Origin of the sequence: Bradyrhizobium sp. SRS-191 (genome assembly GCF_024586915.1) — a bacterium.
In the GTDB taxonomy this organism is placed as follows: domain Bacteria; phylum Pseudomonadota; class Alphaproteobacteria; order Rhizobiales; family Xanthobacteraceae; genus Bradyrhizobium.
Genome location: NZ_JANBVS010000003.1, coordinates 237,416 through 256,240, shown reverse-complemented (window position 1 = coordinate 256,240; position 18,825 = coordinate 237,416). Strand labels below are relative to the sequence as shown.

General features: G+C 65.3%; 14 protein-coding genes. 12 read left to right on the top strand and 2 right to left on the bottom strand.

Annotated elements, in window-relative coordinates; genetic code table 11:
- Positions 1-87 precede the first annotated feature (87 nt).
- The 3 genes from NLR35_RS07950 (at position 88) to NLR35_RS07940 (ending at position 4,853) form a co-directional block, all read left to right on the top strand.
- The gene (locus tag NLR35_RS07950) at positions 88-1,746 is read left to right on the top strand and encodes an electron transfer flavoprotein-ubiquinone oxidoreductase (protein WP_257165993.1); all 1,659 of its coding nucleotides are present in this window, start codon (positions 88-90) and stop codon (positions 1,744-1,746) included.
- A 243-nt stretch (positions 1,747-1,989) separates the two neighbouring features.
- On the top strand, positions 1,990-3,786 hold the full coding sequence (locus tag NLR35_RS07945) for a tetratricopeptide repeat protein (RefSeq protein ID WP_257166154.1): 1,797 nt from the start codon (positions 1,990-1,992) through the stop codon (positions 3,784-3,786).
- A 164-nt stretch (positions 3,787-3,950) separates the two neighbouring features.
- Entirely contained in the window at positions 3,951-4,853 is a 903-nt protein-coding gene (locus NLR35_RS07940; RefSeq protein ID WP_257165992.1) for a 4-(cytidine 5'-diphospho)-2-C-methyl-D-erythritol kinase, read from the top strand.
- A 250-nt stretch (positions 4,854-5,103) separates the two neighbouring features.
- Here NLR35_RS07940 and NLR35_RS07935 read toward each other — a convergent pair whose 3' ends face one another.
- On the bottom strand, positions 5,104-6,114 hold the full coding sequence (locus NLR35_RS07935) for a polyprenyl synthetase family protein (RefSeq protein ID WP_257165991.1): 1,011 nt from the start codon (positions 6,112-6,114) through the stop codon (positions 5,104-5,106).
- A gap of 146 nt (positions 6,115-6,260) precedes the next feature.
- Between NLR35_RS07935 and NLR35_RS07930 the strand changes: the two genes are divergently transcribed.
- The 6 genes from NLR35_RS07930 to glyS all read left to right on the top strand — a co-directional run bounded on the left by NLR35_RS07930 (position 6,261) and on the right by glyS (position 12,336).
- Positions 6,261-6,488: a DUF2007 domain-containing protein gene (locus NLR35_RS07930; RefSeq protein WP_006613556.1), complete on the top strand. Its 228-nt coding sequence runs from the start codon at positions 6,261-6,263 to the stop codon at positions 6,486-6,488.
- Positions 6,481-7,242: a tRNA1(Val) (adenine(37)-N6)-methyltransferase gene (locus NLR35_RS07925; RefSeq protein ID WP_257165989.1), complete on the top strand. Its 762-nt coding sequence runs from the start codon at positions 6,481-6,483 to the stop codon at positions 7,240-7,242. The genes NLR35_RS07930 and NLR35_RS07925 overlap by 8 nt, the downstream gene beginning before the upstream one ends.
- A 242-nt stretch (positions 7,243-7,484) precedes the next feature.
- A complete protein-coding gene (locus tag NLR35_RS07920) occupies positions 7,485-8,402 on the top strand; it encodes a S49 family peptidase (protein WP_257165988.1) in 918 nt (305 codons plus the stop codon).
- A gap of 106 nt (positions 8,403-8,508) precedes the next feature.
- On the top strand, positions 8,509-8,700 hold the full coding sequence (locus NLR35_RS07915) for a hypothetical protein (protein WP_257165987.1): 192 nt from the start codon (positions 8,509-8,511) through the stop codon (positions 8,698-8,700).
- A gap of 121 nt (positions 8,701-8,821) precedes the next feature.
- Positions 8,822-9,769: a glycine--tRNA ligase subunit alpha gene (locus NLR35_RS07910; RefSeq protein WP_257165986.1), complete on the top strand. Its 948-nt coding sequence runs from the start codon at positions 8,822-8,824 to the stop codon at positions 9,767-9,769.
- A 320-nt stretch (positions 9,770-10,089) separates the two neighbouring features.
- Positions 10,090-12,336: a glycine--tRNA ligase subunit beta gene (gene glyS, locus NLR35_RS07905; protein ID WP_257165985.1), complete on the top strand. Its 2,247-nt coding sequence runs from the start codon at positions 10,090-10,092 to the stop codon at positions 12,334-12,336.
- A gap of 321 nt (positions 12,337-12,657) precedes the next feature.
- On the opposite strand, the gene NLR35_RS07900 is transcribed toward glyS, so the two are convergent.
- Positions 12,658-13,005 carry a DUF1236 domain-containing protein gene (locus tag NLR35_RS07900; protein ID WP_257165984.1) on the bottom strand — a complete coding sequence of 116 codons (348 nt, stop codon included), beginning with the start codon at positions 13,003-13,005 and terminating at the stop codon, positions 12,658-12,660.
- 240 nt (positions 13,006-13,245) lie between these two features.
- On the opposite strand from NLR35_RS07900, the gene NLR35_RS07895 reads away from it, so the two are divergent.
- The 3 genes from NLR35_RS07895 to NLR35_RS07885 all read left to right on the top strand — a co-directional run bounded on the left by NLR35_RS07895 (position 13,246) and on the right by NLR35_RS07885 (position 18,703).
- Positions 13,246-13,401 carry a DUF3096 domain-containing protein gene (locus tag NLR35_RS07895; RefSeq protein WP_006613564.1) on the top strand — a complete coding sequence of 52 codons (156 nt, stop codon included), beginning with the start codon at positions 13,246-13,248 and terminating at the stop codon, positions 13,399-13,401.
- Between the two features lie 110 nt (positions 13,402-13,511).
- Complete coding sequence (gene ppdK, locus NLR35_RS07890; RefSeq protein ID WP_257165983.1) at positions 13,512-16,493, top strand: pyruvate, phosphate dikinase; 2,982 nt, start codon at positions 13,512-13,514, stop codon at positions 16,491-16,493.
- 710 nt (positions 16,494-17,203) lie between these two features.
- Complete coding sequence (locus tag NLR35_RS07885; RefSeq protein ID WP_257165982.1) at positions 17,204-18,703, top strand: cell wall hydrolase; 1,500 nt, start codon at positions 17,204-17,206, stop codon at positions 18,701-18,703.
- Positions 18,704-18,825 lie beyond the last annotated feature (122 nt).

Genomic DNA, 18,825 nt, shown 5'->3' with positions numbered 1-18,825 from the left:
GCAGCTCTCGGGTTTGACCTTTGCTTGCGCCGGGGGGCGGCAGGGGCCACATCCAGCTGCATCAGCCGGGCCTTGAGATCGAGAGAGATGAGCACCGAAGAATTACCCGAGCGCGAATCCATGGAGTTCGACGTCGTCATCGTCGGCGCGGGCCCGTCGGGCCTGACGGCTGCGATCCGGCTGAAACAGCTCAACGCCGACCTCAACGTCGTCGTGGTCGAGAAGGGCTCCGAGGTCGGCGCGCATATCCTGTCGGGCGCCGTGATCGATCCGGTCGCGCTCGACAAGCTCATCCCGGATTGGCGCACCGACGACGACTGCCCGCTGAAGACGCAGGTCAAGGTCGACAAGTTCTTCTGGATGACCGAGAGCAGCGCGATCTCGCTGCCGGCCTTCGCGATGCCGCCTTTGATGGACAACCATCACTGCTACATCGGCTCGCTCGGCAATGTCTGTCGCTGGCTGTCGCGCAAGGCCGAGGCGCTCGGCGTCGAGATCTATCCGGGCTTCGCGGCGGCCGAGGTGCTCTACGATGAGCAGGGTGCTGTCCGCGGCATCGCCACCGGCGACATGGGCATCGGCCGGGACGGCAAGCCGAAGGCCTCCTTCACCCGCGGCATGGAGCTGCTCGGCAAGTACACGCTGTTCGCGGAAGGCGCGCGCGGCAGCCTCTCCAAGCAGCTGATCGCGAAATTCGCGCTCGACGCCAAGAGCGAGCCGGCGAAGTTCGGCATCGGCCTCAAGGAGGTCTGGCAGATCGATCCCGCCAAGCACCAGAAGGGCCTGATCCAGCACTCGTTCGGCTGGCCGCTCGACATGAAGACCGGCGGTGGCTCGTTCCTGTATCACTACGACGACAATCTCGTCGCGGTCGGCTTCGTCGTTCACTTGAACTACGACGATCCGTATCTGTCGCCGTTCGAGGAATTCCAGCGCTTCAAGACGCATCCGTCGATCCGCGGCGTGTTCGAAGGCGGCAAGCGGCTCGCCTATGGCGCGCGCGCCATCACCGAGGGCGGCTATCAATCCGTGCCGCGGCTGTCGTTTGCCGGTGGCGCGCTGATCGGCTGCGCGGCGGGCTTCGTCAACGTGCCGCGCATCAAGGGCGTGCACAATGCGATGGGCAGTGCGATGCTCGCCGCCGAGCACGTCAACGCCGCGCTCGCCGCGGGCCGGACCAATGATGAGCTCGTGACTTACGAGAACGCCTGGCGCGGCTCGCCGGTCGGCGAGGACCTGTTCAAGGTCCGCAACGTCAAGCCGCTCTGGTCGAAGTTCGGCACCGTGCTCGGCGTCGTCCTCGGCGGCTTCGACATGTGGTGCAACACGCTCGGCTTCTCGCTGTTCGGCACCCAGTCGCACGCCAAGCCGGACCGCGCCACGCTCGATCCCGCCAAGGCGCACCAGCCGAAGCCGGCGATGAAGCCGGACGGCAAGCTGACCTTCGACAAGCTGTCCTCGGTGTTCCTGTCGAACACCAATCATGAGGAGGACCAGCCGGTGCATCTGAAGGTTGCCGACATGGCGCTGCAGAAGAGCTCCGAGCACGACGTCTATGCCGGCCCGTCGAACCGCTATTGCCCGGCCGGCGTGTACGAGTGGGTCGAGGACGGTGCGAGCCCGCGCTTCGTGATCAACGCGCAGAACTGCGTCCACTGCAAGACCTGCGACGTCAAGGACCCCAACGGCAACATCACCTGGGTTCCTCCGGAAGGCGGCGGCGGCCCGAACTACGAAGCGATGTAATCGCGCGTTAACGCACGTTTGCGTGAGCCGACTGCCCCGGCGGGGGCAGCCGGCCACGATACGGCCATCTTGGCGCGGTTTGTCGCAGGAGACCTTGGCCAAAGGGGCTCCCGGCTGACCCGAATATCCTGCAAATCCTTGCGGTTGGCCGCCAAACGCGGCATTGTCGGCGCCTTGACGAGCGGCCGACCGGGTTCGTGTCCGATACGACCAATCCATATCCAACAACCAGAGCGCACCGTGATGTTATCCATTCGCAATCGCTGGACCGCCATTGCTATTGCCGCCTTGCTGCTCCCCGGTGCCGTCCTGGCCCAGACGCCGGATCATCCGGCTGACACCGCCGCCAAGTTTCCGAGCAGCGTCGATCTGAAGTCGCTCACCACCTCGGGCAGCTATCTCGCGGCCCGCCACGCCAGCGTGGAGCGTGATGCGGCCTCGGCCGCCGCGTTTTACCGCTCGGCGCTGCGCAGCGATCCGAAGAACAACGAACTGCTCGACCGCGCCTTCATCTCCTCGGTTGCGGACGGCGACATCGACGAAGCCGTCAAGCTCGCCGAACGTGTGCTCACGGTCGACAAGTCCAACCGCATCGCCCGCCTCGTGATGGGCGTGCAGGACATCAAGCAGAAGAAATACGCCGCCGCACAGAACAACATCAATCAGTCGGTCCGCGGCCCGATCACCGATCTCGTCGCCACGCTGCTGTCGGCCTGGGCCACGGCAGGCGCGGGCGATTCGAAGGGCGCGGTCGCGACCATCGACAAGCTGACCGGCCCGGAATGGTATCCGCTGTTCAAGGACCTCCATGCCGGCATGATCCTGGAGCTCGCCGGCAAGGAGAAGGAAGCCGGCGTCCGCTTCGAGCGCGCCTACAAGCTCGACGATTCGATGCTGCGCATCACCGAGGCCTATGCGCACTGGCTGTCGCGCAACAAGGATGCGGCGTCCGCGACCGCGATCTATGAGGCGTTCGACAAGAAGCTCGCGCGCCATCCGCTGGTGCAGGAAGGCCTGCGCGACACCAAGGCCGGCAAGAAGATGCCGCCGCTGGTGGACTCGCCGCAGGCCGGCGCCGCCGAGGCGCTGTACGGCATCGGCGCCACCCTGAGCCGCCGCGGCGGCGAGGACCTCGCGCTGGTCTATCTGCAGCTCGCGCTGCATTTGCAGCCGAACCATCCGTTGGCGCTGCTGTCGCTCGCCGATCTCTACGAGACGGTGAAGAAGCCGCAGATGGCGATCAAGGTCTATGAGCGGGTGCCGGCGAGCTCGCCGCTGAAGCGCAATGCGCAGATCCAGCTCGCGACCGACCTCGACAGCGCCGACCGCAGCGACGATGCGATCAAGATCCTCAAGGACGTGATCGCGCAGGATCCGAAGGATCTCGAAGCCATCATGGCGCTCGGCAATATCGAGCGCGGCCGCAAGAAGTTCGCCGATTGCGCCAAGACCTATTCGCTCGGCGTGGATTCGCTCCCCGCCAACAACGACAAGGCCAACAGCGTCTATTACTACTATCGCGGCATCTGCCTGGAGCGCTCCAAGCAGTGGCCGAAGGCCGAGGCCGACATGCGCAAGGCGCTCGAGCTGCAGCCCGACCAGCCGCACGTGCTGAACTATCTCGGCTATTCCTGGATCGACCAGGGCGTCAATCTCGACGAAGGCATGAAGATGATCAAGCGCGCCGTCGAGCAGCGGCCCGACGACGGCTACATCGTCGACTCGCTCGGCTGGGCCTATTTCCGCATCGGCAACTACGAAGAGGCGGTGAAGAATCTCGAGCGCGCGATCGATCTGAAGCCCGAGGATCCGACCATCAACGACCATCTCGGCGACGCCTATTGGAAGATCGGCCGCAAGCTTGAAGCGAAGTTCCAGTGGGCCCATGCCCGCGACCTGAAGCCGGAAGCCGAGGAGCTGCCGAAGATCGAGGCCAAGATCCAGAACGGCCTGACCGACGATCCGGCGCCGGCCGCCGCCAGCGCCGACACCAAGGACACGCCGTCCGACGCCAAGAAGGACGACGGCAAGGGCGGTTAGGTCTTACCGATCACGATTTAGAGCCATCACGGGCTCCTCGGCTTGCCGGGGAGCCCGGATTGATTTTGATGAAGGTGTGGTGGCGCCGGTCACGTGCGCTTCGGCTCCGGGCTGACAGCGTTGCCGGATCTCCGCCACCTCGAGAGCTTGGGGGCATTGCGCCGATGTTGGCGTCCACGGTCACCGGCGCGCTGCAGGAGCAGGGCCGCGCCAAGGTCAATCTGACGCTGCGGGTCGTCGGCCGCCGCGTCGACGGCTATCATGATCTCGAAAGCGTCGTTGCGTTTGCCGACTGCGCCGATCAGCTGACGCTGCTGCCCGGGCCGGAGCTGACGCTGACCACGACCGGGCCGCTGGCGGACGCCTGTGGCGACACCTTCGACAACCTCGTCCTCAAGGCCGCGCGCCTGCTCGCCGAGGCCGTTCCCGGCCTGAAGCTCGGCGCCTTCACGCTTAAGAAGGTGCTGCCGGTTGCAGCCGGCATCGGCGGCGGCTCGGCGGATGCGGCCGCGGCACTGCGGCTGCTGGCCAAGCTGAACGGGCTGTCGCTGGATGATCCGCGCCTGCAGGCGGTGGCGCTGAAGACCGGCGCCGACGTCCCGGTCTGCGTGCCCTCGCGCGCCTGCACGATGACCGGCGTCGGCGAGAACTTGCAGCCGCTGGCGCTGCCGGTCCTGCCTTGCGTGATGATCAATCCGCGCGTGCCGGTCGCGACCAAGGATGTATTCCAGGCGCTCGGGCTGAAGCCGGGTGATCTCTTGGTCGGTGTGGCCGATGTGCTCACCGCGCCGGCTTGGCCGAAAGCTGGCGCGTCGATCGGCGATTGGGTCGACGTGCTGAGCCAGGTGAAGAACGATCTCGAGCCGCCGGCGCTGAAAGTGCAGCCGATCATCGGCACCGTGATCGATGCGCTGCGCGCGAGCGCCGGCGTGCTGCTGGCGCGCATGTCGGGCTCCGGAGCAACGTGCTTTGCGATCTACGGCAGCGACGTGGATGCAAAGGCGGCGGGCGCCGCAATCGCAGCTGCGCACCGCGAATGGTGGGTGCATGCGGGCACGCTGAGCTAACTAATCGCCGCGAAACGACTGCTGAATACAGCGCCCTCGCCCCTTGCGGGAGAGGGCAAGTAGGACAGATCAGCAAGCTCGGTTGGGTGAGGGGTATGTTTCCGCAAGCTCGGTGTTCGCGGAGAGAAACCCCTCACCCAACCGAGCTTGCTGATCTGTCCTACTTGCCCTCTCCCACAAGGGGCGAGGGCGCATTCACCGGCACCGCGTGCGCATGACAGCGTCAGTGGGGCAGGCGTACGACCGCTAACTAATGCGACCGCGCCAGGCAGAACGCCACGACCTGCTCCAATGCCGTCTTCATCGGCGATCCCGGAAACAGCGCCAGCGCATCCACCGCCATCGCGCCGTAATGATGCGCGCGGCTGATCGTGTCTTCCAAGGCGCGGTGCTTGTTCATCAGGCCGATGGCGTGGTCGAGGTCGCTGTCGTCGATCTCGCCGCGCTCCAGCGACTTGATCCAGAACGCGCGCTCGCTGTCGCTGCCGCGGCGGAAGGCGAGCACGACGGGCAGGGTGATCTTGCCCTCGCGGAAATCGTCGCCGACATTCTTGCCGAGCTTGGCGGCCTTGCCGCCATAATCGAGCACGTCGTCGACGAGCTGGAAGGCGATGCCGAGATTCATGCCGAACGAGCGCGACGCGGTCTGCTCGGCTTTGGGGCGATCGGCGAGCACCGGGCCGACCTCGCAGGCGGCGGCGAACAGCTCGGCAGTCTTGCCGCGGATCACGGCGAGATATTCGTCCTCGGTGGTCGCGGTGTTCTTGGCGGCGGCGAGCTGCATCACCTCGCCTTCGGCGATGGTGGCGGCGGCCGCGGAGAGGATGTCGAGCGCGCGCAGCGAGCCGACCTCGACCATCATGCGGAACGCCTGCCCGAGCAGGAAGTCGCCGACCAGCACGCTGGCCTCGTTGCCCCACAGCATGCGCGCGGACAATTTGCCGCGGCGCATTTCGCTTTCGTCAACCACGTCGTCATGCAGCAGCGTTGCGGTGTGCATGAACTCGACGGCGGCGGCGAGCTTGACGTGGCCGTCGCCGGCATACTCGGTGAGATGCGCCATCGCGAGAGTCAGCATCGGCCGCAGCCGCTTGCCGCCTGAGGAGATCAGGTGATTGGCGACCTCCGGGATCATCGTGACGTCCGAGCCGGTGCGCGACAGGATCGTGGCGTTGACTCGTTCCATGTCGGCCGCGACCAGACCGACCAGCCCATCGATGGAGGCGCCCGATGGACTTTCGAAAGGTACGATAACCGCCACGCTGGTCTCCGATTTTGCTATGCTCGAAACGACAATAGAAACTGCGGCCGCGGGCGGCAAGGGCGGACACGGAACCTTGACCCGCTCCGCATCGACTGGTCTCGCCGACTGATCTCGCCGCCTTGGCCTGCACGGAGACATAACGTTTGAAGGAATTGGTTCGGACCAACGACATCGTGCTGGTTTCGGCAATCGGGGCGCTGCTCGACGGCGCCGACATCCATCACCTCGTGCTCGACCAGAACATGAGCATCATAGAGGGCTCACTCGGCATCCTGCCGCGCCGGATCCTCGTGCATGAGGACGACAATCTCCAGGCCCGGCGGCTGCTCACCGACGCCGGGCTGGCGCACGAACTCCGCCCCGATGAGTGAGGCGGCCATCTCCGAGGACACGGTGCTCGGCGGCCGCCTGCGGCTGCGCCAGCCGACCTCGGGCCATCGCGCCGGCCATGACGCGGTCCTGCTGGCAGCGGCGACCGCTGCGCGGCCGGGTGATCGCGTGGTCGATCTCGGCGCGGGTGTCGGCACCGCAGGCCTGGCGCTGGCGCGGCGTGTCGACGGCATCGCGCTGGTGCTGGTGGAGCGGGAGCCGCATCTGGCGGAGCTGGCCCGCGCCAATGCGCGTGACAATGAGCTGCAGGCCGACGTGGCCGTGCTGGATATCGCCGCCGATGCTGCTGCGTTTGTTGCAGCCGGCCTCGGACCCGACAGCGTCGATGTCGTGCTGATGAACCCGCCGTTCCATGATGCCGCGCGTCACCGCGCCTCGCCCGATCAGGCGCGCGCCAATGCCCACATGGCGACGACGACCACGCTCGAGCTGTGGACGCATGCCGGCCGCCGGATGCTGAAATCCGGGGGTGTGTTGACGTTGATCTGGCGGGCCGATGGCTTGAGCGAGGTGCTGGCGGCCCTGGCGCGCGGCTTCGGCAGCCTGGCGCTGCAGCCGGTGCATGGGCAGGCTGGAAAGCCAGCAATCCGCATTCTGGTGCGGGCCGTTAAGGGAGGGCGGGCGCCGACCCAGATCCTGCCGGGGGTGGTGCTGAATGAAGCGGCAGGCGTGCCGAATGAAGAGGTGTCGCGTGTGCTGAAGGGGCAGGGGGCGTTGGCTCTGGCCGCCCCCTGAACGGTTGGTCGGGATCCGGCGTTATTGTGTCTGCGCCTCGGAGCGGCGTTCTGTTACCGACGTGAAACGGATCGCCGTCAAGAGAGTACCGATCAGCAGCATCAACAGATAGACCTTCATGAATTCCTCCGCCGCACTCTGCAACTTGATCAGCCGTGCAATTGCCCCAGCTATTGCAAGGCTTGTTCCAGCCCTTTGAATGGCAGCGGCGGGATAAAAAGTGGTTAATCCGAGGTAACAGGATGGTGGACAATTTGACACAACCCAGCGATGCAGCGGGGCCTTTTGATCGGTTGAAAGCGCTGCTGCCCGCGCGGCTGCGCGGCGCGCCGGTGGTGCCCGTCGTCCGCCTCTCCGGGGTGATCGGTGCGGTGACGCCGCTGCGTCCGGGGCTGACGCTGGCCGGTGTCGCCAAGATGCTGGAGCGCGCCTTCTCGATGCGCAACGCCAAGGCGGTGGCGCTGGTGATCAATTCGCCCGGCGGCTCGCCGGTGCAGTCGCGCCAGATCTATCTGCGCATCCGCCAGCTCGCCGCGGAGAAGAAGCTTCCCGTGCTGGTGTTCGTCGAGGACGTCGCGGCGTCCGGCGGCTATATGATCGCCTGCGCGGGCGACGAAATCTTCTGCGATCCGTCCTCGATCGTCGGCTCGATCGGCGTCGTCGGCGGGTCGTTCGGATTGCAGGACCTGATCAAGAAGATCGGCGTCGAGCGGCGGCTGTACACGGCCGGCGAGCACAAGGCGATGCTCGATCCGTTCCTTCCCGAAAATCCTGATGACGTGGCGCGGCTGAAGAAGATCCAGCGCGAGATCCACGCGCTGTTCATCTCGCTGGTCAAGGAGAGCCGCACCACGAAGCTCAAGGGCGCCGACGATTTGCTGTTCACCGGCGAGTACTGGGCCGGCGAGACCGCCGTGACGCTCGGCCTGGCCGACGCCATCGGCGATCTCCGCTCGGTGCTGCGAGCGCGCTTTGGCGACAAGGTCGGCATGCCCGTGGTGGCGCCGGCCGGCGGCCTGCTGTCCGGCCTCTTGGGCCGCAAGGCGGCCGGCGCCGGGAGCCTTGCCGCGGAAGGTCTGGGCCTCGGCTGGTCGGGGCTGGCCGAGGAGCTGATCTCCGTCGCCGAAACCCGGGCGATCTGGGCCCGATTCGGCTTCTAGAGCCGGGGTCCGCGCCATTTTGCCCCCTGCAATCCGGATTGCAGGGGGAACCGGGATCGGCGACAATGGGAATAGGGGTGGCTTCTGCATGAACAAGGATCGACCAATGCCGCCGTTCGTCGCTTTCGCGGGTATGCTGGGCGGGCTTGCCGCGGTTCGCTGGGCCTACAAGACCGCTCAGAAGATCAACCGCGAGCTGGAAGAGATGCGGCTGGCCCGCGCCGCCGAGGTGGCGCAGCCCGCCGAGATCAAGACCTTGCGCCGTGATCCCGCGACGGGCGCCTACCGGCCGGGCTGACCTCGCCGCGATCGAAACGGCGGCCCCGGCCGCCGTTTTATCCGGCCCTTAGCTTGATTCCTCAGTCCCTCGCCGATACGGTCCGCGCGCTTTTCAGACCCGCGAAAGACCGATCCCGACGATGGACTCGCTGCCTCCTCACATGCGCCCCGAACGTTCGTTCCAGGGCTTCATCCTGGCCCTGCAACGCTTCTGGGCCGAGCAGGGCTGCGTGATCCTGCAGCCCTACGACATGGAGATGGGCGCCGGCACCTTCCATCCGGCCACGACCTTGCGCGCGCTCGGGCCGAAGCCGTGGAATGCGGCCTATGTGCAGCCGTCACGGCGGCCGAAGGACGGCCGCTACGGCGAGAATCCGAACCGGATGCAGCACTACTACCAGTTCCAGGTCATCATGAAGCCGTCGCCGCCGAACCTTCAGGAGCTGTACCTGAAGTCGCTCGCCGCGATCGGCATCGACGCCGCCGTGCACGACATCCGCTTCGTCGAGGACGATTGGGAGAGCCCGACGCTCGGCGCCTGGGGCCTCGGCTGGGAGTGCTGGTGCGACGGCATGGAGGTGTCGCAGTTCACCTATTTCCAGCAGGTCGCGGGCTTCGAATGCGCGCCGGTCGCCGGCGAGCTCACTTACGGCCTCGAGCGTCTGGCGATGTACGTCCAGGGTGTCGACCGCGTCTACGACCTCAACTTCAACGGCCGCGACGGCGACGCCAAGGTCACCTATGGCGACGTCTTCCTGCAGGCCGAGCGCGAATATTCGCGGCACAATTTCGAGCATGCCGACACCGACATGCTGTTCGAGCAGTTCAAGATGGCCGAAGGCGCCTGCCGGAAATATCTCGACGCCGGCTGGCAGGACGGCAAGCGCGATCAGCACCTGATGGCGCTGCCGGCCTACGACCAGTGCATCAAGGCGAGCCACGTCTTCAACCTGCTGGACGCGCGCGGCGTCATCTCCGTCACCGAGCGCCAAAGCTACATCCTGCGCGTCCGCGAACTCGCCAAGGCCTGCGGCGAAGCCTGGCTGCACACGGAAGCGGGCGGGGCGGGCGCTTCATCAGCCGGCTGAGTAAGCGCCGCTGAAGCCTTCCTTATCTTTTGATTTGGATCGAGATCTTTCGTGCCGTCGAATGTCGCAACACACGCGGTGCCTCTGCCCCCCTCCCCCTTGCGGGGAGGGGTCGGGGGTGGGGGTCTCCGGGCGAGATGTCTGATGGGTCACCACTCCATTTTGCATCAAGTCGCGCGATTGATCGCCCATAGCAACGTCCTCGGCGCTCCTGACGACGTGCCTCACCACCTCCAGCGCGCGCTGACCCCCACCCCCAACCCCTCCCCGCAAGGGGGAGGGGAGCGCAGCAGCGCCAGCCCTGCCAACGAGTTCAACTAATGCCCGATCTTCTCCTCGAACTGTTCTCCGAAGAAATCCCCGCGCGCATGCAGGCCAAGGCGGCCGATGATCTGCGCCGCATGGTGACCGACAAGCTCGTCGCCGAGGGCCTCGTCTACGAAGGCGCCAAGGCGTTCGCGACGCCGCGGCGGCTGGCGCTGACCGTGCACGGCATTCCGGCGCGGCAGGCGGACCTGAAGGAGGAGCGCAAGGGCCCGCGCGTCGGCGGACCGGACGCCGCGATCCAGGGCTTCCTCAAGGCCACCGGCCTGTCCTCGCTCGACGAGGCGACGATCCAGCGCGATCCGAAGAAGGGCGACTTCTACGTCGCGCTGATCGAGAAGCCCGGCCGCGCCACGCTCGATGTGCTCGCCGAGATGCTGCCGGTCATCGTGCGCACCTTCCCCTGGCCGAAATCGATGCGCTGGGGCAAACGCTCGGAAAAGCCGGGCGCGCTGAACTGGGTGCGGCCGCTGCACGCGATCACCGCCACCTTCGGCCTCGAGACCGAGGAGCCGGATGTCGTCAGCTTCGCCATCGATGGCATCGAGGCCGGGCAGACCACCTACGGCCACCGCTTCCTGGCGCCTGCGGCGATCTCGGTGCGCCGCTTCGAGGACTACGAGGCAAAATTGCTCGACGCCAAGGTCGTGCTCGATCCGCAGCGCCGGAAAGACACCATCGTCACCGACGCCAAGCAGTTGGCGTTCGCACAAGGGTTTGAGCTGGTCGAAGACCAGGTGTTGCTCGACGAGGTCTCAGGCCTCGTCGAATGGCCGGTCGTGCTGATGGGCTCGTTCGATCCGGAATACCTGAAGGTCCCGGGCGAGGTGATCCGCGCCACCATCCGCAACAACCAGAAATGCTTCGTGGTGCGCGATCCCAAGACCGGCGGGCTCGCGCCGAAGTTCATCCTGACCGCGAACATCGAGGCGACCGACGGCGGTAAGACCATCATCGCCGGCAACGAGCGCGTCATCCGCGCCCGGCTGTCAGACGCGAAGTTCTTCTATGAGACGGACCTGAAGACCAAGCTCGAGGACCGGCTGCCGAAATTCGAGCAGATTGTGTTCCACGAGAAGCTGGGGACGCAGGCCGCGCGGATCGCGCGCATCGAGAAGCTCGCCGCCGAGATCGCACCGCTGGTCGGCGCCGATGCCGCAAAGACCGCGCGCGCGGCGAAGCTCGCCAAGGCCGATCTGCTTACCGAGGTCGTGGGCGAGTTCCCGGAAGTGCAGGGCCTCATGGGCAAGTACTACGCGCTGGCCCAGGGTGAGGACGCCTCGGTCGCGGCCGCCTGCGAAGAGCACTACAAGCCGCAGGGACCGGGCGATCGCGTGCCGACCGACAAGGTCGCGGTGGCTGTCGCCCTCGCGGACAAGCTAGATACGCTGGTCGGCTTCTGGGCGATTCTTGAAGAGCCTACGAGTTCAAAGGATCCCTTTGCGCTTCGAAGAGCAGCCCTTGGTGTCATTCGAATGATCGAGTCGGGACTAAGGATCAGACTGATGTCGATCTTCCTGAATCACCTCGAGCAAACGGTCGTCTACAAGACGGCGATCACACCTGCTGGCAATGCTGTCGAGGTTGCGATGATGTTCGGTAATTTTGAAATGATACGCGCACATAAGGGGCTTGCTGGACGACCAACGCACGAAGGAATAGAAGCCAAGCTAGCCGAATGTAGGGCCGAGTTTCATCATCTCTTGGAGAACCGGTCCAACCGGCTTTTGTCGTTCTTTGCTGAACGGCTAAAAGGCCAACTTCGCGAGCAGGGCGCGCGACACGATCTTGTAGACGCTGTGTTCGCGCTCGGTGGCCAAGACGATTTATTTCTAGTGATCCACCGAATCCGCGCACTTGGAACGTTTCTGGATAGCGAGGATGGAAGGAACTTGCTTGCTGGCACGAAGCGTGCCGGCAACATTCTTGCGATCGAAGAAAAGCGAGACAATTGCAAGTTTGAGGGTACCTCAGATAGCGCTCTGTATCGGTTGCCAGAGGAGGAAACGCTCGCACGAGAGATCGCCAGAGCGAAGCAGGCTATCCTGCGAGCGGTCGAAGCCGAAGATTTTGAGGGAGTGATGATCCACCTTGCCCGCTTACGCCCGGCCGTGGATGCGTTCTTCGACAAGGTGAAGGTCAACGACGACGAAGCCGCCATCCGCGAGAACCGGCTCAAGCTCTTGAACGAGATCCGCAGCGCCACGCGCGCGGTGGCGGATTTCTCGAAGATCGAGGGCTGATACACGGGTTCGCCGCTGTCAGATGCAGCGCCCTCTCCCCTTGTGGGAGAGGGCATGTACGGCACATCCACGCGCGCGGTTGGGTGAGGGGTATCTCTCCGCGAGCGACACTTGTTGAGAGAGACCCCTCACCGAATCGAGCTCGCTGCACTTTCCTACATGCCCTCTCCCGCAAGGGGAGAGGGCGCAGTCACTGGGCAGCTTAGTGTGCCGCGCGGTAAGGCGCCCAAAAAAGTAAGCCCCGCCCGGCGGGGGGGACCGGGCAGGGCCTTTACATCTGGCCGCTTGCGGGGGCGTTGGCGACCAAATGCGTCTCGATAACTACTCAACCACCTGAATGATCCGCCGCGATCGCGGTTCGACCAAAACTGTTTCGCCGTTCACCACCGTGTAGCGATCGGGTGTCGCACCGAAGCGCTCGGGAACGTCGTAATAGGTAACACCCGACTCCGGCAGGACGGTCCCCACAACCACGCGATCCGGGATCACATAGTTGGGAACGCGCTCGCGCACGACGTATTCGCGGAATTCCGGGCGGCGCTCGACCGTGATCGCGGGCGCATCCTCCTCGACCACGACGCTGCGACCGACCGTGTAGGACTGCGCCTGCGCCGCTGCCGGGATCACGAGTGCGGCCACGAGGGCGGCAAGGGTGATTTGAGTTCGCATGAGCAGGACTCCTCGATGTTGATCCGCTGAATGAGACCGGCATGGTGCCGGCACCTGCCTCCCAATGCCGGCCGCGGACCATCGTTCCGCGCGGAACCGGCGGCATTTTTGCGGCAATTCTCGATGTGGGGAACCGGAACCCGCGCCGTGCGTCTCCTATTCCGCCACGATCGGCCGGGATAAAGTCCGCGCGATCGAATCGCCTGCTGCTCGTCTTTTCCATCCATTCAGAGTCCGTCGATGCATCTGACCGTTGCCCACATCTCGCCGATCATGTCCGTGATCGCCGGAGTCCTCATCCTGATCATGCCGCGCCTGTTGAACTTCATCGTTGCGATCTTCCTGATCCTCAACGGCCTGATCGGCATGGGCTTGCTCAAGTGGCTTCACTTCTAGTCCTCAGGCGGTCTAGCCCTAAGGTCGGGAACCTCTGTGCTTGCGCCGCAGCGCCCAAAGTGGTGTAAGGCGCGCGATTTCTCCTCCCATTTTGCGGATCGAACCATCTCATGGCCAAAGCGGTAGCGAAGTCTAAGAAAGTCGCAGCGAAATCAAAGGCTTCAAAGCCCGGTAAGGCCAAGGCCGCTCCGCTCGCTCCGCCGCGCAAGGCGCTGAAGACGGCGCCGAAGCCGCTTGCGAAGGCTTCCGCGAAGGCCGCGCCGAAATCGGTATCCAAGGCGGCCGTGAAAACGGCTCCGAAGAAGCCGGCCAAGACCGCTGTGAAGCCGGCAGCAAAGACTGCTGCAAAGCCGGTTGCGAAGCCCGCAAAGACGGCGAAGCCCGCCGCCAAGAGCGCGGTCACCGCGATCAAGCCGAACAAGTGGGTCTATACCTTCGGCGACGGCAAGGCCGAGGGCAAAGCGGGCCTGCGCGACCTGCTCGGCGGCAAGGGCGCGAACCTCGCCGAGATGGCCAATCTCGGCCTGCCGGTGCCTCCCGGTTTCACCATCCCGACCTCGGTCTGCACCTACTTCTACGCCAACGACAAGACCTACCCGAAGGAGCTGCAGTCGCAGGTCGACAAGGCGCTCGACTACATCGGCAAGCTGACCGGCAAGAAGTTCGGCGATCCGGAAAACCCGTTGCTGGTCTCGGTGCGTTCCGGCGCCCGTGCCTCGATGCCGGGCATGATGGACACCGTGCTGAACCTCGGCCTCAACGACCAGACGGTGGAGGCGCTGGCGACGCTGTCCGGCGACCGCCGCTTCGCCTTCGACAGCTATCGCCGCTTCATCACGATGTATTCGGATGTCGTGCTCGGCTTCGAGCATCATCATTTCGAGGACATCCTCGACAGCTTCAAGGATACCCAGGGCTATCAGCTCGACACCGATCTCTCGTCGGAAGATTGGGAGATGCTGGTCGGCAAGTACAAGGAAGCCGTCGCGCACGAGACCGGCAAGGATTTCCCACAGGATCCGCACGACCAGCTGTGGGGCGCGATCGGCGCGGTGTTCTCATCCTGGATGAACGCGCGCGCGGTGACCTATCGCAAGCTCCATGACATCCCTGCCACTTGGGGCACCGCCGTCAACGTTCAGGCCATGGTGTTCGGCAACATGGGTGACACCTCGGCGACTGGCGTCGCCTTCACCCGCAATCCCTCGACCGGCGAGAGCAAGCTGTACGGCGAGTTCCTGATCAATGCGCAGGGCGAGGACGTCGTCGCCGGCATCCGCACCCCGCAGGACATCACCGAGGACGCGCGCATCGAATCCGGCTCCGACAAGGCGTCGATGGAAATGGCGATGCCCGAGGCGTTCAAGGAGCTGACGCGGATCTACACGCTGCTCGAGAAGCACTACCGCGACATGCAGGACATGGAGTTCACGGTCGAGCGCGGCAAGCTGTGGATGCTGCAAACCCGCAGCGGCAAGCGCACCGCCAAGGCGGCGCTGCGCATCGCCGTCGAGCTCGCCAACGAAGGCCTGATCTCGGAGAACGATGCCGTGCTGCGCGTCGATCCGGCCTCGCTGGATCAGCTGCTGCATCCGACCATCGATCCCGCCGCCAAGCGCGACGTGGTCGCGACCGGCCTGCCGGCCTCGCCGGGCGCGGCGTCGGGCGAGATCGTGTTCTCCTCGGACGAGGCCACCAAGCTGCAGGCCGACGGCCGCAAGGTCATCCTGGTCCGCATCGAGACCTCGCCGGAGGACATCCACGGCATGCATGCCGCGGAAGGCATCCTGACCACGCGCGGCGGCATGACCTCGCATGCGGCGGTGGTCGCACGCGGCATGGGCAAGCCCTGCGTCTCCGGCTGCGGCACGATCCGCGTCGACTATGGCCGCGGCACGATGAGCATCGGCGGGCGTACCTTCAAGACCGGCGACGTCATCACCATCGACGGTTCCGTCGGCCAGGTGCTGGCCGGCCGCATGCCGATGATCGAGCCGGAGCTGTCCGGCGAGTTCGGCACCTTGATGGGCTGGGCGGACGCCGTGCGCGAGACCGGCGTGCGCGTCAATGCAGATACGCCGGAGGATGCGCGCACCGCGATCAAGTTCGGCGCCGAGGGCATCGGCCTGTGCCGCACCGAGCACATGTTCTTCGAGGAGACCCGCATCCGCACGGTGCGCGAGATGATCCTCTCCGAGGAAGAGCAGGAGCGCCGCGCCGCGCTCGCCAAGCTGCTGCCGATGCAGCGCGCCGATTTTGTCGAGCTGTTCGAGATCATGAAGGGCCTGCCGGTCACGATCCGTCTGCTCGATCCGCCGCTGCACGAGTTCCTGCCGCACACCCAGGCCGAGGTCGAGGAAGTCGCGCGCGCGATGAACACCGATCCGCGCCGTCTCGCCGACCGCGCCCGCGAGCTCTCGGAGTTCAACCCGATGCTCGGCTTCCGCGGCTGCCGTCTCGCGATCGCCTATCCGGAGATCGCCGAGATGCAGGCGCGCGCAATCTTCGAGGCCGCGGTCGAGGCCGAGAAGCGCACCGGCGAGGCCGTCGGCCTCGAGGTCATGGTGCCGCTGATCGCGACCAAGGCGGAGTTCGACCTCGTCAAGGCGCGCATCGATGCGATGGCCCAGGCCGTGATCCGCGAGACCGGCGCCGAGCTGGAGTACCAGGTCGGCACCATGATCGAACTGCCGCGCGCGGTGCTGATGGCCGGCCAGATCGCCGAGGCCGCCGAGTTCTTCTCGTTCGGCACCAACGATCTGACGCAGACGACCTACGGCATCAGCCGCGACGACGCCGGCAGCTTCCTCGGCGCCTATGTCGCCAAGGGCATCCTGGAGATCGATCCCTTCATCTCGATCGATCGCGAAGGCGTCGGCGAGCTGGTCAAGATCGGCGTCGAGCGCGGCCGCGCCACGCGGCCCAACCTCAAGGTCGGCATCTGCGGCGAACATGGCGGCGATCCTGCGTCCGTCGCGTTCTGCCATCAGGTCGGCATGAACTACGTTTCGTGCTCGCCCTACCGCGTCCCGATCGCCCGCCTCGCCGCCGCGCAGTCCGCGCTCGGCAAGGAGATCGCCAGCCAGGCGTGATGGTGTGGTGACTGATGTGAATTAACGAAGGCCGGCACGAGTTGCCGGCCTTTTTCTTTTGTCCGCGGGCGGGTCTCGCGAGTGATGCGCATGTCTCGATGAAGCAAGCTCGCACGTCACGAACGGTGCGCTCCCTCTCCCCGTTCTTGACGGGGAGAGGGCTGGGGTGAGGGGCAGCCCCACGGGAAGTGCTATTTTGAGAGGTCGTTCACATCGACGTAGAGTCGCTGTGCCCGTCCGATGGATTTGAGTTCCGGGCCCCGCGCGTGCCATGCCCCTCACCCGGATTGCTGCGCAATCCGACCTCTCCCCGCAGAAGAGCGGGGAGAGGTGCACCGCGTGCGCTGCGCCTTCAGTGACACAAGCATTCAACTCCTGCCATTATCGCCTCGGCCAATGCTGCCGCCTGATATTCTAAGTTCGAATGTTCCACCTACGAACATCTCGCAGCGACGCATCGCTTCGATCGACGCATCAGAAATTCATTCACCGCGTTCGTTGACAGAATCTTCACCACTCTCGTCACGCCGCTGTTTACCACGCAGATCGATCGCAACGGGCCGCACAACCTCGCCGCTTGCATGTTTCAAACATGCAACGCGGATTAACTCCTCGGCAACCTAAACCCGATACGAACATGACAGATCGAATTGCACGGAAGCACTGTCGTTCGGTCGAGTGAGTAGCGTAGCGTTGCGTTGAGCGTACCGATGTTAGTTCTGCGTCCCCGTCCGAAGGGCGCGCGTATTGCGTCCTTCGGACTCGGTCTCTGCGTCTTCGCTCTGATGCCGACAGAGACCGGGTATCAAGACATCGCTTCTCGGCTCGCCCGCCAGCCGGGCGTCGCCGAGCGCTGGCAGAAGCGTGTGTTCTCTGCTGCGGCCTCCGTTCAGGTCGCCACCTACAGTTTTGGGCTTCCGATCGGCACCTCCACGCCGCAGGGCGGCATTCGCCTGGCGAGCCTCAGCGGTCGCAACCTCGACATCACCGGCAGCACGACGCCGCGCAATCCGGCGCTGCAGGTCCCGCCGCGCTACCAGGCCTCCGATTTTCCCAAGGTCGATCGCACGCTGAAGGGCGATCGTCTCGTGGTGCGTCCGCCCACACCGCCGGCGCCCTTGAACGAGACGGCCGAGCCCGTCGAAGCCGCACCGACCGAGCTCGCGCCGTCGGCGCCGGCCGCGCCTGATTCGAACTCATCGGTGTTCGGCGCCAAGACTTCCGAAGCCACCACCGAAACTACGACGGAAGCGCCGGCACCGCGTGCCGCGCTCGATCCGGAATTGCAGGAAGCCTTGAGCGCGCCGCCGCTCTTGCAATACGATCCGACCAAGCCGGAGGCCCGTCCGTCGGGCGAACTCAAGCCGGCCATCGAGGCGCCGTCCGAAACCGGCATGACCGCCGACGGCCTGAACATCAAGACCGCGAATCTGTATTTCGGCACGACATCTCTGGGCGGCGTCGCCGGCACCATGGAAACCTGGCAGCCCGGCGAAGCGCCGCTGATCGTGATGCCGGATCCGGACCTCAAGCCGATGGCGGCGTTGTCGCAGCCCGCCGAGGATCTCACCAAGGATCCCGCCAAAGCCGGCGACGGCGGCGAGAGCGTCGCGCCGAAGGGCGAGGTCAACACCGACAATCAGCGCGCGCGAACTCCGGCGGAGCGCCTGGGTCTCACCGACGACAAGGCGCGCTTCAAGTCCGAGAAGTGCCTCGCCGAGGCCGTGTACTTCGAATCGCGCGGCGAGGCCGTGCGCGGCCAGATCGCGGTGGCGCAGGTGGTGCTGAACCGCGCGTTCTCCGGCTACTATCCGACCACGGTGTGCGGCGTAGTCTATCAGAACAAGTATCGCCACTTCGCCTGTCAGTTCACCTTCGCCTGCGACAACGTTGCGGATGTGGTTCGCGAGCCGGAGATGTGGGACCGGGCCAAGAAGATCGCCAAGGCGATGCTCGACGGCCAGATCTGGCTTCCCGAGGTCGGCAAGTCGACGCACTACCATGCCTATTGGGTGCGGCCGTCCTGGGTCGCCGAGATGAAGCGCATGTACAAGTTCGGCGTCCACACCTTCTATCGGCCGAAGCGCTGGGGCGACGGCAGCGACGCGCCGAGCTGGGGCACGCCGCAGCAGACCGCGGCCATTTCGGCCGAGCTCACCGAAGCCGCCAAGAGCGAAGCCGAGATCAATCCGAACTGGACGCGACGGTAGTCGCCAATCGAGACCACCCGTCATTCCGGGGCATGGCCGCAGGCCTTGGACCCGGAATCTCGAAGTGATCTTGCGTCCATCCTCGAGATTCCGGGGGCAATCGCCAACACGCCGCCGCTTCG

Excerpts from the sequence above, each read along its gene's own strand:
- NLR35_RS07945 (WP_257166154.1), top strand. The coding sequence starts at position 1,990 with ATGTTATCCATTCGCAATCGCTGGACCGCCATTGCTATTGCCGCCTTG.
- glyS (WP_257165985.1), top strand. The coding sequence starts at position 10,090 with ATGCCCGATCTTCTCCTCGAACTGTTCTCCGAAGAAATCCCCGCGCGC.
- NLR35_RS07925 (WP_257165989.1), top strand. The coding sequence starts at position 6,481 with ATGAGTGAGGCGGCCATCTCCGAGGACACGGTGCTCGGCGGCCGCCTG.
- NLR35_RS07920 (WP_257165988.1), top strand. The coding sequence starts at position 7,485 with ATGGTGGACAATTTGACACAACCCAGCGATGCAGCGGGGCCTTTTGAT.
- NLR35_RS07940 (WP_257165992.1), top strand. The coding sequence starts at position 3,951 with ATGTTGGCGTCCACGGTCACCGGCGCGCTGCAGGAGCAGGGCCGCGCC.
- NLR35_RS07885 (WP_257165982.1), top strand. The coding sequence starts at position 17,204 with ATGTTAGTTCTGCGTCCCCGTCCGAAGGGCGCGCGTATTGCGTCCTTC.
- NLR35_RS07950 (WP_257165993.1), top strand. The coding sequence starts at position 88 with ATGAGCACCGAAGAATTACCCGAGCGCGAATCCATGGAGTTCGACGTC.
- ppdK (WP_257165983.1), top strand. The coding sequence starts at position 13,512 with ATGGCCAAAGCGGTAGCGAAGTCTAAGAAAGTCGCAGCGAAATCAAAG.
- NLR35_RS07895 (WP_006613564.1), top strand. The coding sequence starts at position 13,246 with ATGCATCTGACCGTTGCCCACATCTCGCCGATCATGTCCGTGATCGCC.
- NLR35_RS07915 (WP_257165987.1), top strand. The coding sequence starts at position 8,509 with ATGCCGCCGTTCGTCGCTTTCGCGGGTATGCTGGGCGGGCTTGCCGCG.
- NLR35_RS07900 (WP_257165984.1), bottom strand. The coding sequence starts at position 13,005 with ATGCGAACTCAAATCACCCTTGCCGCCCTCGTGGCCGCACTCGTGATC.
- NLR35_RS07910 (WP_257165986.1), top strand. The coding sequence starts at position 8,822 with ATGGACTCGCTGCCTCCTCACATGCGCCCCGAACGTTCGTTCCAGGGC.